The organism is Streptomyces sp. C10-9-1, from assembly GCF_024497955.1.
GTDB lineage: Bacteria > Actinomycetota > Actinomycetes > Streptomycetales > Streptomycetaceae > Streptomyces > Streptomyces sanyensis.
In genome coordinates, this window is sequence record NZ_JANHKP010000002.1 from 218,856 (window position 1) to 232,215 (window position 13,360).

At 75.8% G+C, this 13,360-nt stretch carries 18 protein-coding genes; 10 read left to right on the forward strand and 8 right to left on the reverse strand.

The window, feature by feature from the left end; all coding sequences use genetic code 11:
• Nucleotides 1-12: 12 nt before the first annotated feature.
• From NPS70_RS03470 to NPS70_RS03480, 3 genes are all read left to right on the forward strand, one after another.
• Entirely contained in the window at nt 13-441 is a 429-nt protein-coding gene (locus NPS70_RS03470; protein ID WP_256522434.1) for an RNHCP domain-containing protein, read from the forward strand.
• A 559-nt stretch (nt 442-1,000) separates the two neighbouring features.
• On the forward strand, nt 1,001-1,654 hold the full coding sequence (locus NPS70_RS03475; RefSeq protein WP_256522435.1) for a fasciclin domain-containing protein: 654 nt from the start codon (nt 1,001-1,003) through the stop codon (nt 1,652-1,654).
• 106 nt (nt 1,655-1,760) lie between these two features.
• Nucleotides 1,761-2,705 (forward strand): hypothetical protein, encoded by a 945-nt coding sequence (locus NPS70_RS03480; protein ID WP_256522436.1) that lies wholly within the window; start codon nt 1,761-1,763, stop codon nt 2,703-2,705.
• A gap of 70 nt (nt 2,706-2,775) precedes the next feature.
• Here the strand turns inward: NPS70_RS03480 and NPS70_RS03485 are convergent, their stop codons facing one another.
• The 3 genes from NPS70_RS03485 to NPS70_RS03495 all read right to left on the reverse strand — a co-directional run bounded on the left by NPS70_RS03485 (nt 2,776) and on the right by NPS70_RS03495 (nt 6,309).
• The gene (locus NPS70_RS03485; protein WP_256522437.1) at nt 2,776-3,651 is read right to left on the reverse strand and encodes a DUF4394 domain-containing protein; all 876 of its coding nucleotides are present in this window, start codon (nt 3,649-3,651) and stop codon (nt 2,776-2,778) included.
• 232 nt (nt 3,652-3,883) lie between these two features.
• Nucleotides 3,884-4,900: a hemolysin family protein gene (locus NPS70_RS03490; RefSeq protein ID WP_256522438.1), complete on the reverse strand. Its 1,017-nt coding sequence runs from the start codon at nt 4,898-4,900 to the stop codon at nt 3,884-3,886.
• Complete coding sequence (locus NPS70_RS03495) at nt 4,897-6,309, reverse strand: hemolysin family protein (protein WP_256522440.1); 1,413 nt, start codon at nt 6,307-6,309, stop codon at nt 4,897-4,899. Before NPS70_RS03495 ends, NPS70_RS03490 begins: the two co-directional genes overlap by 4 nt.
• A gap of 737 nt (nt 6,310-7,046) precedes the next feature.
• Here NPS70_RS03495 and NPS70_RS03500 point away from each other — a divergent pair.
• The 3 genes from NPS70_RS03500 to NPS70_RS03510 all read left to right on the forward strand — a co-directional run bounded on the left by NPS70_RS03500 (nt 7,047) and on the right by NPS70_RS03510 (nt 8,906).
• The gene (locus NPS70_RS03500; protein ID WP_256522441.1) at nt 7,047-7,265 is read left to right on the forward strand and encodes a hypothetical protein; all 219 of its coding nucleotides are present in this window, start codon (nt 7,047-7,049) and stop codon (nt 7,263-7,265) included.
• Nucleotides 7,266-7,357: 92 nt separating this feature from the next.
• On the forward strand, nt 7,358-8,335 hold the full coding sequence (locus NPS70_RS03505; protein WP_256522442.1) for a sporulation protein: 978 nt from the start codon (nt 7,358-7,360) through the stop codon (nt 8,333-8,335).
• Between the two features lie 115 nt (nt 8,336-8,450).
• Nucleotides 8,451-8,906, forward strand: a complete 456-nt coding sequence (locus NPS70_RS03510) for a tellurite resistance TerB family protein (protein ID WP_256522449.1) — start codon at nt 8,451-8,453, stop codon at nt 8,904-8,906.
• A gap of 58 nt (nt 8,907-8,964) precedes the next feature.
• Here the strand turns inward: NPS70_RS03510 and NPS70_RS03515 are convergent, their stop codons facing one another.
• Together NPS70_RS03515 and NPS70_RS03520 are read right to left on the reverse strand one after the other, a co-directional pair.
• Nucleotides 8,965-9,894, reverse strand: a complete 930-nt coding sequence (locus tag NPS70_RS03515; RefSeq protein WP_256522450.1) for a M56 family metallopeptidase — start codon at nt 9,892-9,894, stop codon at nt 8,965-8,967.
• A 4-nt stretch (nt 9,895-9,898) separates the two neighbouring features.
• A complete protein-coding gene (locus tag NPS70_RS03520) occupies nt 9,899-10,306 on the reverse strand; it encodes a BlaI/MecI/CopY family transcriptional regulator (protein WP_256522452.1) in 408 nt (135 codons plus the stop codon).
• Nucleotides 10,307-10,554: 248 nt separating this feature from the next.
• On the opposite strand from NPS70_RS03520, the gene NPS70_RS03525 reads away from it, so the two are divergent.
• The 3 genes from NPS70_RS03525 (at nt 10,555) to NPS70_RS03535 (ending at nt 11,310) form a co-directional block, all read left to right on the forward strand.
• Entirely contained in the window at nt 10,555-10,788 is a 234-nt protein-coding gene (locus NPS70_RS03525; RefSeq protein WP_256522454.1) for a twin-arginine translocase TatA/TatE family subunit, read from the forward strand.
• 55 nt (nt 10,789-10,843) lie between these two features.
• Nucleotides 10,844-11,035 carry a hypothetical protein gene (locus NPS70_RS03530; RefSeq protein WP_256522456.1) on the forward strand — a complete coding sequence of 64 codons (192 nt, stop codon included), beginning with the start codon at nt 10,844-10,846 and terminating at the stop codon, nt 11,033-11,035.
• Nucleotides 11,036-11,103: 68 nt separating this feature from the next.
• Nucleotides 11,104-11,310, forward strand: a complete 207-nt coding sequence (locus NPS70_RS03535; RefSeq protein ID WP_256522458.1) for a DUF5988 family protein — start codon at nt 11,104-11,106, stop codon at nt 11,308-11,310.
• Nucleotides 11,311-11,395: 85 nt separating this feature from the next.
• Here NPS70_RS03535 and NPS70_RS03540 read toward each other — a convergent pair whose 3' ends face one another.
• Nucleotides 11,396-11,842 (reverse strand): nuclear transport factor 2 family protein, encoded by a 447-nt coding sequence (locus tag NPS70_RS03540; protein ID WP_256522460.1) that lies wholly within the window; start codon nt 11,840-11,842, stop codon nt 11,396-11,398.
• Nucleotides 11,843-11,936: 94 nt separating this feature from the next.
• Here NPS70_RS03540 and NPS70_RS03545 point away from each other — a divergent pair, with 94 nt between their 5' ends.
• Complete coding sequence (locus tag NPS70_RS03545) at nt 11,937-12,515, forward strand: PadR family transcriptional regulator (RefSeq protein ID WP_256522462.1); 579 nt, start codon at nt 11,937-11,939, stop codon at nt 12,513-12,515.
• 54 nt (nt 12,516-12,569) lie between these two features.
• Here the strand turns inward: NPS70_RS03545 and NPS70_RS03550 are convergent, their stop codons facing one another.
• Nucleotides 12,570-12,755 carry a hypothetical protein gene (locus NPS70_RS03550; RefSeq protein WP_256522464.1) on the reverse strand — a complete coding sequence of 62 codons (186 nt, stop codon included), beginning with the start codon at nt 12,753-12,755 and terminating at the stop codon, nt 12,570-12,572.
• Nucleotides 12,756-12,767: 12 nt separating this feature from the next.
• Entirely contained in the window at nt 12,768-13,355 is a 588-nt protein-coding gene (locus tag NPS70_RS03555) for a PadR family transcriptional regulator (protein WP_256522465.1), read from the reverse strand.
• Nucleotides 13,356-13,360: the final 5 nt, after the last annotated feature.

Consider the following 13,360-nt stretch of genomic DNA (forward strand, 5'->3'; position numbering starts at 1 on the left):
AGGGCATCGGACATGCCGCGACGTACACGCACGGGCGGACGGGACCGGAGGGACCGGCGGCCGCAGCGGAGCAAGGACGTGCTCCACGGCGGCGGCGGCCACCGTGCGCGGGACTTCCGCTGCGCGGGCTGCCGCCTGGACGTGTCCACGAGCGCCCCCGGCACCGCGCACCGCAACCACTGCCCGCACTGCCTCACCAGCCTGCACGTGGACGGCCGCCTGCCCGGCGACCGGTCGGCGGGCTGCGGTGGGCGGATGGACGCCGTGGCGGTGTCCGCGCGGGCGGACGGGGAGTGGATGCTGGTCCACCGGTGCCGCTCCTGCGGAGCCCTCGGCACCAACCGCATCGCCGGTGACGACAGCGCCCTGGCGCTGGTCCGGCTGGCCCTCCGGCCGCTCCGGGGGGCGTTCGGGGCGGAGCCGGAACCGGGCGCGCCGTGAGCGCCGCCGGCTGAGGCCCCCGGGACCGGGTCCGGCCGGGCCCCGCCCGTCGGGCTGGGTGCCCGTGGGGCGTCCGGGCGAGCGGACGCCCCACGGGCCTGCGGCGGCCGGGGACGGAAGTCCGCGGCCGCCGCCGGTGGCGGACCGGCGCCGTCCGGTGCCGCCCGGCCCGGGCGCTCCCTCCAGGGCGCCCGGGCTCGTCCGGCATTCGCCGCGGCCCGGCCTGTGGATGGGTCCCGCGCCCACCTATCCCTCGAACGGAGTACGCCGGGGCCCGGACCAGGGGCGTTCGGCTGGGGGCCGTCCCACCCGAGGGGCCGTCATCACTCTTTCGGAGGACAGACCAATCCGCCCCGGCACGGGCCCCGAATAGAGGGCGTGACGATCAGAGCAGCGGGACACGCGCAGTGCCGACCGGTCGACCCCGGACGGCGGCACGTTCCACCGGAGGCCCCACCCGTGTGAGGCGCCCCGCGCAGCCCGCCCGTCCGCAGGCCGGGGCGCCGACCGCCCCCCGCTCGTCACTCTGAGTGATCGACCCACTACCTTGGAGAGCTCCATGAACGCCTTCCGCTTCCGCCGCGCCGCCGTCGCCGTCACCGCCGCCGCGGTGCTCCCGCTGGCCCTGACCGCCTGCGGAGGTGAGGACAGCTCCACCGACGCGGCGGCCGGTGAGAGCGCCAGCTCCGCACCCGCCGGGAACGACTCCGGCACGGCGGAGGACGCGGCGCCCATGGACGGCCCGTTCGGCCCCGCCTGCGCCTCGGTGCCCGCGGAGGGCGCCGGGTCCTTCGACGGCATGGCCCAGGACCCGGTGGCCACCGCCGCCTCCAACAACCCGGCCCTGTCCACCCTGGTCACCGCGGTGAAGAAGGCGGGCCTGGTGGACACCCTCAACACCGCCGAGAACATCACGGTGTTCGCGCCCACCAACGACGCCTTCGCCAAGATCCCCCAGGCCGACCTCGACAAGGTGCTGGCCGACAAGGAGATGCTCACCGACATCCTCACCTACCACGTGGTCGGCGAGAAGCTGACGCCGGAGCAGCTGGAGGACGGCACCTACGAGACGCTCCAGAAGTCGACCCTGACCACCGCGGGTTCGGGCGAGGCGTACACCGTCAACGACTCCTCCAAGGTCGTCTGCGGCAACGTGCCCACCGCCAACGCCACGGTCTACATCGTCGACACCGTCCTGATGCCGCAGTCCTGAACCGGCGGACCGCCCGTGGCGCACGCGTGGCCCGGCGCGCCCCCGCCCCCGTTCTCCCGGGGGCGCGCCGTCGCCCGCCCCGCCGCGCCGGACCCGAAAGCCGCCCATGCTGTCCGAGCCCCCCACCGCCCCCTCGCGCTCCGGCGCCGCCCCCTCCGGCGCCGGACGCGGCGGTCGGCGCCGTATCGGACTGCGGGCGCTCGGGGAGGGCGGCTGGCTTCCGGCCCCCTCCCCGCCGTGGTCGCGGGGGGCCGTGCCCGCGCTGTGCTCCCACGACGGCCGTCTGCACGCCGCGGTCGCGGACCCGGCGGACGGGACCCTGCTGTGGAGCACGCTCGCCGCACCCGGCACGGCGTGGGGGGCACCGGTCCGGCTGCGCCCCCGGGGCGGGCCGCCCTCGGGCGGCCTCCGTCCGGCGCTGGTGCCGGTGGGCGAGGTCCTGTGGTGCCTGTACGCCGAGGCGGGCGGCGGCGCGGTGCACGCCTGCCCCCTCGCGGCCGGCCGCCCCGGTGCGGCGGTGCGCCTCCCCCACCAGCACGCGCGCGCGGACCTGGACGCCCTTGCCGTGGACGGCCGCAGAAGGGTCCGCACCGCCGTGCGCCGGGGTCCCGGGGACGCGGTGCTGGCCGAGTGGCGCCTGCCCCACCGCTCCGCGCGGCCCTGGTCCCACCGCGACCAGGGGTGGCTGACGGACGGGGACTGCCCGGGCGGACTCAGCCTCGCCCGGCTGGGCGGCACGACCTGGGCCGCCCACCGCCGCGACGACGGCACCCTCAGCGCGCTGGCCTGGTCGCCCGAGAGGTTCGGCCCGGTCTGGGACCTGTCCGGTCCGCTGACCGCTCACGCCCCCGCCCTCGCCGCCCACGGCGGCGGTCTGTGGCTGGCCCACCGGGAACGGGGCAGCGGCCTGCTCCTCGCCTGCTCCTCGCCCGACGGGCACCGCTGGTCCCCGCTGTCGCCGGTGCTCCCCGACCCGGTGGCCCCCGCGGCGCCGGTGCTCGCCTCGCACGCCGGGCGGCTCTACGCGGCGTACGCGGTCGGCGGCCGGTGACACGGGGGCGGCTGACACGGGGGCGGCCGGCCCGGGGGTGTCCCCGGACCGGCCCCCGTGGCGCCGGGGGTCAGCGCTGGTCGAGCGGGAGGGCGACGTCGACGACCTGGTGGCCGGCCGGGAAGCTGCCGGCGAAGGTGGTCTCGCCGTCGAGGATGTTCACCCGGTAGAACCGCTGCCGACCGCCGGTCGAGAGGGCGGCGAAGCCGTGGTTGGAGCCGTCGGAGGCCCGGTAGTAGACGTCGAAGCCCGCGGACGGGCCCGCGTCGACGCCCAGGGAGCCCGTGGCGGCCAGCGTTCCCGAGTTGGCGGGGGACTGAAGGACGACGCGGTCGTTCAGGGTGTCGATGTCGAACAGGGTGGTCGAGGTGGCGGCGTTGAGGTCGTTGTTGGTGTAGCCCGCGCCCGTGATGCCCAGGGCCGTGGTGGGCGGGGTGCCCGGGACGGTGAGCGTGCCGTCCACCGTGGTGGTGAGCGGGGCCGCCGGGTCGTCGATGTTGTGGCGGAGGTTCTGGCCGGTGTCGCTGATCACCCGCAGCCGGTTGGCCGCCGGGTTGAAGTCGACCCCGAAGCGCGTGCCGTCGAGGGCGACGGTGAGCCGGGAGACCTTCACCGCCCGGGCCCGGTTGTCCAGGGTGTAGACGCCGCCCTGGTCGCCGACTCCGTAGAGCTTGCCGTTCTGGACGCGGAAGTCGATGCCGACCAGCTCGGTGTCGCCCGTGAGGCCCTTGACGCGGCCGAAGGACCAGGTGTCGCCCGGCTTGGCGACGGAGAAGCCGACGAGCCGCTGGTCCGCGGTGAGCCCCACGCTCATGAGCCCGGCGTGTGCGGCACGGTCGCGGGGCGCGAAGGGGGCGGAGGGGTCCGACGAGGCCGTGGCGGGGGCGGTGAAGGACGCGGCGACGGCGGCTGCCGCCGCGACGGCGGCGGCGATGCGGATGCGCATGGAACTCTCCATTGGTCGACAGCCCGTCACCTCGATGGGACGGGTCCAGGGATCGTTCGACGCCGTCGGCGCACGGGGTGGGCCGCGGAGCGGGGATTCCCCCCGATGGCCGACATAAGTGCGATCGCCGCTGGTTCGGTCGGGTGCACCGGTCCGGAAGCGGCGCTCCGGGGCGGCTCGCCCCGGAGAGCGGCCGGGCGGCCGGGCCCGCCCGGGCCCGGCCGCCCCGCGCTCAGGCGGGCACGCCCATCAGCCGCGCGATCAGGTCGTCGAGGCTGATCAGCCCCGTCAGCCGGCCCTGCTCGTCGCGGATCACGGCGAGGGAGGCGCGGCTGCGGCGCAACTGCTCGACCGCGTGGGAGACGCTGTCCGCGGCGCTCAGCTCGGGCACCGGCCGGGCCAGGCGCCGGGCGGTGACGGTGCGGCCGCCGGTCCGGGCGACCAGGGCGTCGCGGGTGTGCACCGATCCGAGGATCCGGTCGCCGTCGTGGACCAGCAGCCGGGAGCGGTCGGCGGCCGTGGCCGCGGCCAGCACCTCCTCGGCACCGGCCCCGGCCGGGACCATGGCGATGTCCGCGGCGGGCGTCTGCAACGCGCCCACGGGGGTCTGCGGTTCCGTGAGCGAGCGGGTGATCAGCTCGGAGTCGGTCTTGTTGATCAGGCCCAGGCGCTCGGACTCGGCGACCAGCTGGGTCAGCTGCTCCCGGTTGTGGACGGCCGCGAGCTCCTCGCGCGGTTCCACCCGGCACAGCCTCACCAGGGCGTTGCTGGCCAGGTTGAGCACCCGGATCAGCGGGCGCACGACCCTGACCAGCGCCCGGAAGGGCGGGGTCAGCAGCATGGCCGAGCGCTCGGGGTGGGCGATCGCCCAGGACTTGGGGGCCATCTCCCCGACCACCATGTGGAGGAAGACCACCACCACCATGGCCACGGCGAAGGCGATGCCGTAGCTCAGATGGGTGGGCAGTCCGAGCCCCCGGAGCAGCGGGTCGAGATGGTGGGAGATCGCGGGCTTGGAGATCGAGCCCAGGCCCAGCGTGCAGACGGTGATGCCGAGCTGCGCGCCCGCCAGCATCAGCGACAGCTCGCGCATGCCGGCGAGGGCCGCCCTGGCGCCTCGCCGCCCCTCCTCCACGGCCTTCTCCATGCGGTGCCGCCTGGCGGCGACGAGGCCGAACTCGGCCGCCACGAAGAAGCCGCTGCCGACGAGCAGCAGGACGGTGACCAGCAGGGCTGTCGGCAGGCTCATGACTGCGCCTCCTCGGCGGGGTGCGGGGCGGCGGTGGCGTCGGCCGCGGGCGCCGGGGGTGCGGACCCGTCCGGCCGGAGCGCTCCGGGCCCGGAGCCGGGAGCGTCGGGGGCCGCCGCCGGACACCGCTCCAGGCGCACCCGCTCGGGCACATGGCGGTCCAGGGTCAGGACCCGGATGTCGACGCCGTCGACCGTCAGGCGGTCGCCCACGGCGGGGAAGCGGCCGAGCCGGTCGATGACCAGGCCCGCCACGGTGTCGTAGTCCTCCTCCTCGGGCAGGGCCAGGCCGGTGGCGTCCTCGACCTCGTCCAGGCGGCGTCCTGCGTCGACCAGCCAGCCCGCGCCGTCGGCCACCGCGAGTTCGACGACCCGGTCGCTCTCGTCGGCGATGTCGCCGACGAGCTCCTCGGCGATGTCCTCGTAGGTGACGACCCCCGCGACACCGCCGTGCTCGTCGAGGACGACGCCGAAGTCGTCGTCGCGCTCCCGCATGCGGGCCACCGCGTCGGGCAGCGGCAGTGTCTCGGGCAGCAGCAGCGGGGGGCGGGCCGCCGCCCCCGCCGTGGTGGCGTGGAGGCGGTCGGCGGGGACGCGTGTCAGCTCGCGCACTCCGAGGACGCCGGCCACGTCGTCGGGGTGGTCGCCGAAGACCGGGTAATTGGAGTGCCCGTGCTCGGCGATCACCTCCACCGCGGCGGCCGCCGTGGTCGCCTGGTGGACGAAGACGGCGTCCGCGCGGGGCACCATGACCTCGCCCAGCGTCCGCTCGGAGAACTCGACCGCGTGGTCGAGGAGCTCGGCGGTGTCGGCGGGCAGGTGCCCCTGCTCGTGCGAGGCGCCGATCAGGTGGCCGAGCTCTTCGAGGGTGGCGCCGTGGTGCAGCTCCTCCACCGGTTCGATGCCGACCGCACGCAGCAGCCGGTTCGCGGCGCCGTCGAAGACGCGCACCACGGGCCCCACGATCTTCAGGTAGACGAGGGTGGAGGGGGCGAGTGCCTTGGCGAGCCGTTCGGGCACGGCCAGGGCGAGGTTCTTGGGGGCCAGTTCCCCGAGGACCATCTGCAGGACGGTGGCCAGCACGAAGGCGAGCACCACGGAGACGGCGGAGACGGCGCCGGCGCCGAGGCCGAGGCCCGTGAGGGCGGGCCGGAGCAGCGCCGAGACCGAGGGCTCGGCGAGGAAGCCGACGACCAGGCCGGTGACGGTGATGCCGAGCTGGGCGCCGGAGAGCATGAAGGACAGCCGCTCCAGCACCCGCAGGGCGCGGGCGGCGCGTTTGTCGCCCGCCTCCGCCTCGCGGGTGAGGGCGAGGCGGTCGGCGGCCACGTAGGCGAACTCCTGGGCGACGAAGTAGCCGGTGCCCGCGGTGAGCACCAGGACCGCCAGCAGGCCGAGGACGGCACTCATCGGACACCGCCCCGCCGCGTGCCGTGTTCAGGGCGGGGTGGTCGGGGACTGTGTCCCGGGGGGTCCGACGGTCTGGCGGACAACGTGCTCTCCTTCGTGGTGCCTGGATCGTGGTCAACGCGGTGGTGTGCCGCCGGGTTCCCCTCCGGCCCGCGAAGCCGCCCGGCTCCGGGCGGGTTCCACCCGGGAGGAGGAGCGGCTGCTCCGCCGCCGGGGTGCGGACGAGGGGTGAGGGGTGTGCGGGCCGCGGGCGTGCCGCGCCCCGCGCCGGGGGGCGTCAGTCGCCCCGGCAGGGCGCCCTCCGCCGCGGCCGGGTGCCGCCGTGGTGGGGCGGGCGCGGGGCGGCGGAGCGGGAGCGGCCGCCGGAGGCGGCCGGGGGGAGGGGAGGGCCCGCCGCGGGGAGCGGGAACCTGCGGGGCAGGGGGCCGGTCACCGCGCCGCTCCGCGTTCCGGCGCCCCGGGGGGCGCACGCGCGGGGGCACGGGCGGGTACTGGGAGGTTCACCCATCGGGGGTCCGCTGCTCCTTGTGTCTGCGGGGCGTGGAGGGCGCGGCGGGCGCGCCTCCGCATCCACTGTAAAGGAATGGCAAAGCACACGGACAGGGGTGGCGGCCCGGCATCCGTGAGGGCGATTTCCGGCCTTGTTGGCGGAAGACCGGAAAACGCCCACCCGGGAGGGCGTCCGGTCCTATGCTCTACATGCTTGTAGAGCATAGGACCGGTACAGGAGGCATGCCGTGGCATCGACGGATCTGAGCGGGGTTCTGGACAAGGCGTGGGCGGACAAGCCGCTGGGCGAGGTGCTGGCCGCGCCCGTCGCCGCCCTGAAGGGCGTCTCGGAGCGGGACGGCGAACTCCTCAAGGAGGCGTTCGGCGTGGAGAGCGTCGCCGACCTCGCCGAGCTGAAGTACGCCCGCTGGGCGCAGGCGCTCGCCGCGCTGCACGCCGCCTCGTGACATCCGGGCGGTGCCCGCCGCGCTGCGGCGGGCACCGCCCCGCACACCCGCACCAAGCAGCACGCACGCATCACGAAGGAGTGAACGCCCCGATGGTGTTCAAACGCCTGCTCGGCTCGCTCGGGGTCGGCGGCCCGTCCGTCGACACGGTCCTCGATCCGGGGGCGGTGACTCCCGGCGGCAGTCTGACCGGCGAGGTCCGCCTGAAGGGCGGCGGTGCGGAGTTCGAGGTCGAGCACCTCACCCTGGAGCTCCTGGCCCGCGTCGAGGCCGAGACCGACGACGGCGAGTACGACGGCACCGTCGTCTTCGAGCGGTTCACCGTCGGCGGCGGGTTCCGGCTCGGCGAGGACGAGGAGCGCAGCGTGCCCTTCGCCCTCTCCGTCCCCTGGGAGTCCCCCCTCACCGAACTGCACGGCCAGCCGCTCGGCATCGCCCTCGGCCTGCGGACCGAGCTCGCGGTGGCGGGCGCCCGGGACAAGGGCGACCTGGACCCGGTCGCGGTGCGCCCGCTGCCGGTCCAGGAGGCGATCCTGGAGGCCTTCGGCCGGCAGGGCTTCGGCTTCCGCTCGGCGGACCTGGAGTACGGCCGGATCGGCGGCACGGGCCAGCAGCTGCCCTTCTACCAGGAGATCGAGCTCACCCCCTCGCCGCGGTTCGCACACGCCGTGAGCGAGATCGAGGTCACCTTCCTCGCCACGTCCGGCGGTCTGGAGGTGGTGCTGGAGGCCGACAAGCGCGGCGGCGGGCACGACGCGGTGACCCGCTTCACCGTCGGCCTGCACGGCGTCGAGCAGACCGACTGGGACGCGGAGGTCGACGGGTGGGTGCGCCACCTGGTGGAGCACCGCGCCGCCTTCGGGGCCCACGGGGGCCACGCGCCCTACGGCCACGGTGACCACCACGAGGGCCACCGCTCCGGCCCGGGCATGGGCACCGCCGTCGCGGCCGGTGCGGCCGGGCTCGCGGTCGGTGTCGCCGGCGGGATGGTGGCGGCCGAGATCGTCGACGAGGTGGGCGACTTCTTCGAGGGCGACGAGGACGAGGAGGACGGAGGCGAGGAGGGCTGACCCGCCCGCCGCGACCGCCTGGTAGCTTCTACACGACTGTAGAAGCTGTGGCGGTTGCCCCGGACCCGTGCCCGGTCGGCACGGGTCCGGTCCGCCCCGACACCCGGGAGCCCTCATGGCACTGTGGGACCGCATCAGGGAGTCCGCATCGACGATGCAGACCCAGCTCGTGGCGAAGAAGAACGACCTCAAGAGCGGAGCCTTCCGCGACGCCTCCATGGCCATGTGCGCGCTCGTCGCCGCCGCCGACGGTGTCGTCGACCCCTCGGAGCGCCGCCGGGTGGCCCAGCTGATCGCCACCAACGAGGTGCTGCAGAACTTCCCCGCCGAGGATCTCCAGCGCCGCTTCGACGCCAACCTGGACAAGCTGGCCGCCGACTTCGACTTCGGCAAGGTGAGCGTCATGCAGGAGGTCGCCAAGGCGAAGAAGAAGCCCGCCGAGGCGCGGGCCGTCGTCCAGATCGGCATCGTGATCGGCGGTGCGGACGGGGACTTCGACAAGACCGAGCAGGGCGTCGTCCGGGAGGCCTGCTACGCCCTGGACCTGCCGCCGCACGAGTTCGACCTCTGAGGGCCCGCGCCCGGCGGGGAGCCCGGCGCTCCGGCGGCCCGCCGGGCCGGTGCGGCCCTCACAGCGGTGTGGCCGCCTTCAGCACGAAGAACAGCGTGACGGCCGAGTTCGCCGAGGACAGCGCCGAGACCGCGGCCCCCGCCGCCGCCCCCCAGGCGGCCAGCCCCACCGTCGTCGCCGCCGGCGGCCACGCCCGGGTCGCCGGCGGGGGCGCCAGCAGTGCGGCCACCCGGCGCGGGACGGGCCCGGCGGAGGCGCCGGCCAGGGTCGGCGCGGGCGCTCCGTGCGAGACCAGGCCCGCCTTGCCGATCGCCCGTGCCACGGTCCGTCGGCTGCCGGTGGCGGCGGCGGCCTCCTCGTCGGCCCAGCGCTCGGCGGTGTAGCCGACCGCCGTGCACAGCGGCCGCAGGAAGGGGTTGGCCCGCGCCGCCAACCGCACCACCAGCAGGAAGCGGTGGTGGCCGCGGGCGAGGTGCGCCCGCTCGTGGGCGAACAGCGCCCGCCGCTCGGGCGCGGAGAGCGCGTCCAGCAGGGCCCGGGTCACCACGACCCGGCCGCCGCCGCGCCCGGGCAGGGCGTAGGCGTAGGGGGTCGCGTCCGGCAGCACCGCCACCCGGCGCGCCGGCAGCGCCGCCAGGGCCCGGTCCGCGCGGCGGCGCACCGCGCGGTGGTGGCCGAGCAGCCGGGCGCAGGACAGCAGCACGGCCGCCAGGGCGGGGATGGCCGCCTTGCCGGCCACCTCGTCGTAGGGGAGGGCCCGGCGCACCTCCGGGTCCGACCAGCCGTCGGGCAGCGGGTTCCCGGGAAGCTGGGCCGTTCCCACGACCACCAGCAGGGCGAGGCACAGGGTGCTGCACACCGCGAGGACGGCGGCGGTCGCGGACAGCAGCCAGGTCGCCGCCCGCGGGTGCAGATGCTGCTCGGCCAGGCGCGCGATCGGCCAGGCGCTGAGCGGAAGGACGAGCGGCAGGAAGACGAAGACCCCCATGCGGTCAGTCTTCCCCGTCCCTCGCCACCTCTGCCAGCAACTCCCGCAGAAGCTGCTCGTCGTCCGGCCGCAGCGCGGTCACGAAGCTGGCCAGCACCGCCTCCCGGTCGGCCTCCGCGTCCAGCATCCGCCGCATCCGCAGGGCGGCCAGGCCGGCCTCGTCCGCGGTGGGGGTCCACTGGAAGGAGCGGCCGGCGCGTTCCCGGGCGACGGCGCCCTTGGTGTGCAGACGCGTGAGGATGGTGACGACGGTGGTGTAGGCGAGGTCGCCCCCGAGGCGCTCCTGGACCCAGGCCGCGTTCACGGCCCCGGGTGCCTCCCGCAGCGCGGCGAGCACCTGGCCCTCCAGCTCGCCCTGGCCGCGCCGCCGGTGGTGCCGGGCAGCGGGTCCGTCCTGGTTCCGGCCCGTCATGCCGTCTCCTCCCGTCGTCCGGCCGCGCGGCGTGCGCCGGGGCGGTTCATCGTACTGACCGGGGGGTCGGGCGCGACGCACGCCGTTCCCCGTGCGTTCGGCGGGGCGTCATCGTGGGGACCGCCCTCCGGGGGACGATGCCGGTCTCCTACAGTGTTGTAGAGGCCGCGGGTGCCGGTGGGAAGCCCGTGGCCGGAGGGTTCTTGGTCCGCCCGGCAGTCCGCCGGGCCCTTGAGGGAAGCGGGACGATGTTCGGCCTCAGCGAACTCGCGATACTCCTGATCGTGGTCCTCGTCGTGTTCGGTGCGCGCAAGCTGCCGGAGCTGGCGCGCAACGCGGGCAGGGCGGCGCGGATCCTCAGGAGCGAGGCGCGAGCGGCGAAGGAGCCGCACGACAAGCCCGGCGCCCCCGGGGACTCCGGGGCGCTGGAGGGCCGGATCGTCGAGGGCCCCGGGGGCCCGTCCGGAGCGCCCCGCCCCTGAACGGCCGCCCGCGGCGGTGCGGCCCCGTACGCTCCTCGCGGGGGAAGGGGAGCACGTGGAGACACTCGGGGCCGCGTTCACGGCCGTGGTCTGCGGCGCCGTGCTGATCGGCGGGTCGGCCGCGGTCTTCGCGGCGGTGGCGGCCGCCAGGTGGCGCCGCAGGGCCGTCGGCGCCCTGGTGCGGGCGGAGGAGGAGCAGGACGCCGCCCGGCGGGGCGGGCCGTCCGGGCCGCGCTCCCCCGGATGACCTCCCGCCGCGCGGCCGTCGGCGCGTCACACCGGACGCGGTGAGGGCTGTTGGGGAGACTGCGGCACATGAACGAGACCATCCAGGCCGTCCTCGAAGGCGGCCCCTCCGAGCTTCCGGAGCGCATCGTCCAGGTCCCCGCTCCGGGGGAGGACGTGAAGGTGCCCTTCCGCGGCGGCTACGAGCACTTCAGGGCGACCATGCGTCAGCAGGACACCGAGCGGGGCACGCTGCCCGTCTACGAGTGGTGGGAGCGCACCGAGCTGCCGGGCTGACCCTCCGCGTCCGCCCTCCGGCCCCGGTCCGACCCCTGTGCGGCCGGGACCGCGCAGGGCCCGCTCCCGGCCCGGCGCCCCCGGCTCAGTGCGCCGCGCCCGCGGCCCCCTCGGCGGCGGACGCGCCCCCCTCGGCGGCGACCGCGGCCTCCGCCTCGCGGCTGATGCGCGCGAACTGCTCGCCCATCGCCGCGGAGAGCGCCTGCGCCGCGGAGAGCGGGCGGACCATCACGGTGAACTCGTCGATCAGGCCGTCCTCCCCGAGGTGCAGCATGTCGCAGCCGTGGACGGTGCGGCCGCCGACCCGGGCGGTGAAGACGAGCACGTGGTCGCGACCGCCGGCGTCCTCGATCACGCGGACGTAGCGGAAGTCCTCGAACACCCGCCAGACGCCGCGGAGGATCGCGGCGGTGATCGCCTTGCCCGGGTAGGGGCGGAAGGCGACCGGGCTGGTGAAGACGACGTCCTCCGCCAGCAGGGCGGCGATCGCGTCGTGGTCGCCCGCCTCGACGGCCTTGCGGAATGCCTGCACGGTCCTGCTCCCTCGCGTCGAGCCGTCCCTCAGCCTATTCAATTTGTTGAGTAGGTGTCGAAGACAATAATCACCTCGGTGATAGCGTGTCCAGATGTCCCTGAAGCACGCCGTCCTGGCCGCCCTCCTGGAGGGGGAGGCGTCCGGATACGACCTGGCCAAGCTCTTCGACGCGGCCGTGGCCAACTTCTGGTCCGCCACGCCGCAGCAGCTCTACCGGGAACTGGAGCGGCTGGCGGACGAGGAGCTGGTCAGCGCCCGCCTGGTGGCCCAGGAGCGCAGGCCCACCAAGCGGGTCTTCGCCCTCACCGAGTCCGGGCTGCGGGCGCTGGCCTCCTTCACGGGGGAACCGCCGCGGCCCACGGCCGTCCGTGACGACCTGCTGGTCAAGATCCAGGCCCTCGACTGCGGTGACCCGGCCGGGGTGCGGGAGCTGGTGGAGGAGCGGGCCGCGTTCTCGCGCGGGAAGCTCGCCCGCTACGAGCGGCTGCGCGAGCGGCTGCTCGACGGCCGGGGCGAGGAGGAGTACCTGCGCCGGGCGGAGCGCGTGGGGCCCTATCTGACGCTCCTGCGGGGCCGGGCGTTCGAGGAGGAGAACCTGCGCTGGTGCGCCCGGGTCCTCACCGTGCTCGCCGAGCGCGAGGCGGCCCGCGGGGCGGCGGAGCCGCGCTGACCCCGGCGGGTGGACGCGCCCCGGGGCGTCCCGCGCGGGCGTGGGGCGAGGGCGTCAGGCGAGCGCGATGAACAGGCCCAGGGTCACCAGCGCGAGCAACCCCCCGCCCAGTCCGAAGGCCACCGAGCGGGCCTCGTCCCCCGGGTCCGTGCCCCCGTCGGCGCGGCGCAGCCCGAGGACGGACCTGGCGATCAGGGTCAGCGCGGCCGCGCAGCAGGCGGCGATGAGTGCGTCGGTCACGCGGCGACGGTCTCACGCACCGTCAGCCGTCGCATCCGGGCGGACCCCATCGGGTTCCCCCGGCCCGTCGGCGAGCTCGGACAGGGTGTCCGAGAGCCAGGCGATCCAGAACGACTCCAGCTCGATCCCGCCCCGCAGCACCACATGCCGGAGCCGGTCCTCGCGGCTGACCCGCCGCTCGGGCGGGAAGTCGCGCCGCTCGATCTCCCGGTAGGCCGCCAGCTGCTGCCGGTGCAGGAGGAGGTGGCGGCGCAGCTCCTCGTCGAGGTCGGCTCCGCCGCCGGTCGCCGCCGCCGCCCGCAGACGCAGCAGCAGCGGGTCCCGCACGGCGCGCGGCTCCTCCCTGCGGTCCACCCAGGAGGCCAGCTCCTCCCGGCCCGCGGGCAGCACCTCGTACTCCTTGCGCTGCCCGCGGGTCGGCTGGCGGGAGGGGAGGACGCGGATGTGCCCCGCCTGCTCCAGCTTCCCCAGCTCGCGGTAGATCTGCTGGTGGGTGGCCTGCCAGAAGTAGCCGATGGACCGGTCGAAGCGGCGGGTCAGCTCCAGCCCGGACGAGGGCTTCTCCAGCAGTGCCGTGAGGATGGCGTGCGGCAGGGACATGGCCG

Coding starts and splice junctions, on each gene's coding strand:
- NPS70_RS03510 (WP_256522449.1), top strand. CDS start 8,451: ATGGCACTGTGGGACCGCATCAGGGAGTCCGCATCGACGATGCAGACC.
- NPS70_RS03490 (WP_256522438.1), bottom strand. CDS start 4,900: ATGAGCCTGCCGACAGCCCTGCTGGTCACCGTCCTGCTGCTCGTCGGC.
- NPS70_RS03480 (WP_256522436.1), top strand. CDS start 1,761: ATGCTGTCCGAGCCCCCCACCGCCCCCTCGCGCTCCGGCGCCGCCCCC.
- NPS70_RS03495 (WP_256522440.1), bottom strand. CDS start 6,309: ATGAGTGCCGTCCTCGGCCTGCTGGCGGTCCTGGTGCTCACCGCGGGC.
- NPS70_RS03485 (WP_256522437.1), bottom strand. CDS start 3,651: ATGCGCATCCGCATCGCCGCCGCCGTCGCGGCGGCAGCCGCCGTCGCC.
- NPS70_RS03555 (WP_256522465.1), bottom strand. CDS start 13,355: ATGTCCCTGCCGCACGCCATCCTCACGGCACTGCTGGAGAAGCCCTCG.
- NPS70_RS03475 (WP_256522435.1), top strand. CDS start 1,001: ATGAACGCCTTCCGCTTCCGCCGCGCCGCCGTCGCCGTCACCGCCGCC.
- NPS70_RS03505 (WP_256522442.1), top strand. CDS start 7,358: ATGGTGTTCAAACGCCTGCTCGGCTCGCTCGGGGTCGGCGGCCCGTCC.
- NPS70_RS03470 (WP_256522434.1), top strand. CDS start 13: ATGCCGCGACGTACACGCACGGGCGGACGGGACCGGAGGGACCGGCGG.
- NPS70_RS03515 (WP_256522450.1), bottom strand. CDS start 9,894: ATGGGGGTCTTCGTCTTCCTGCCGCTCGTCCTTCCGCTCAGCGCCTGG.
- NPS70_RS03535 (WP_256522458.1), top strand. CDS start 11,104: ATGAACGAGACCATCCAGGCCGTCCTCGAAGGCGGCCCCTCCGAGCTT.
- NPS70_RS03545 (WP_256522462.1), top strand. CDS start 11,937: ATGTCCCTGAAGCACGCCGTCCTGGCCGCCCTCCTGGAGGGGGAGGCG.
- NPS70_RS03525 (WP_256522454.1), top strand. CDS start 10,555: ATGTTCGGCCTCAGCGAACTCGCGATACTCCTGATCGTGGTCCTCGTC.
- NPS70_RS03520 (WP_256522452.1), bottom strand. CDS start 10,306: ATGACGGGCCGGAACCAGGACGGACCCGCTGCCCGGCACCACCGGCGG.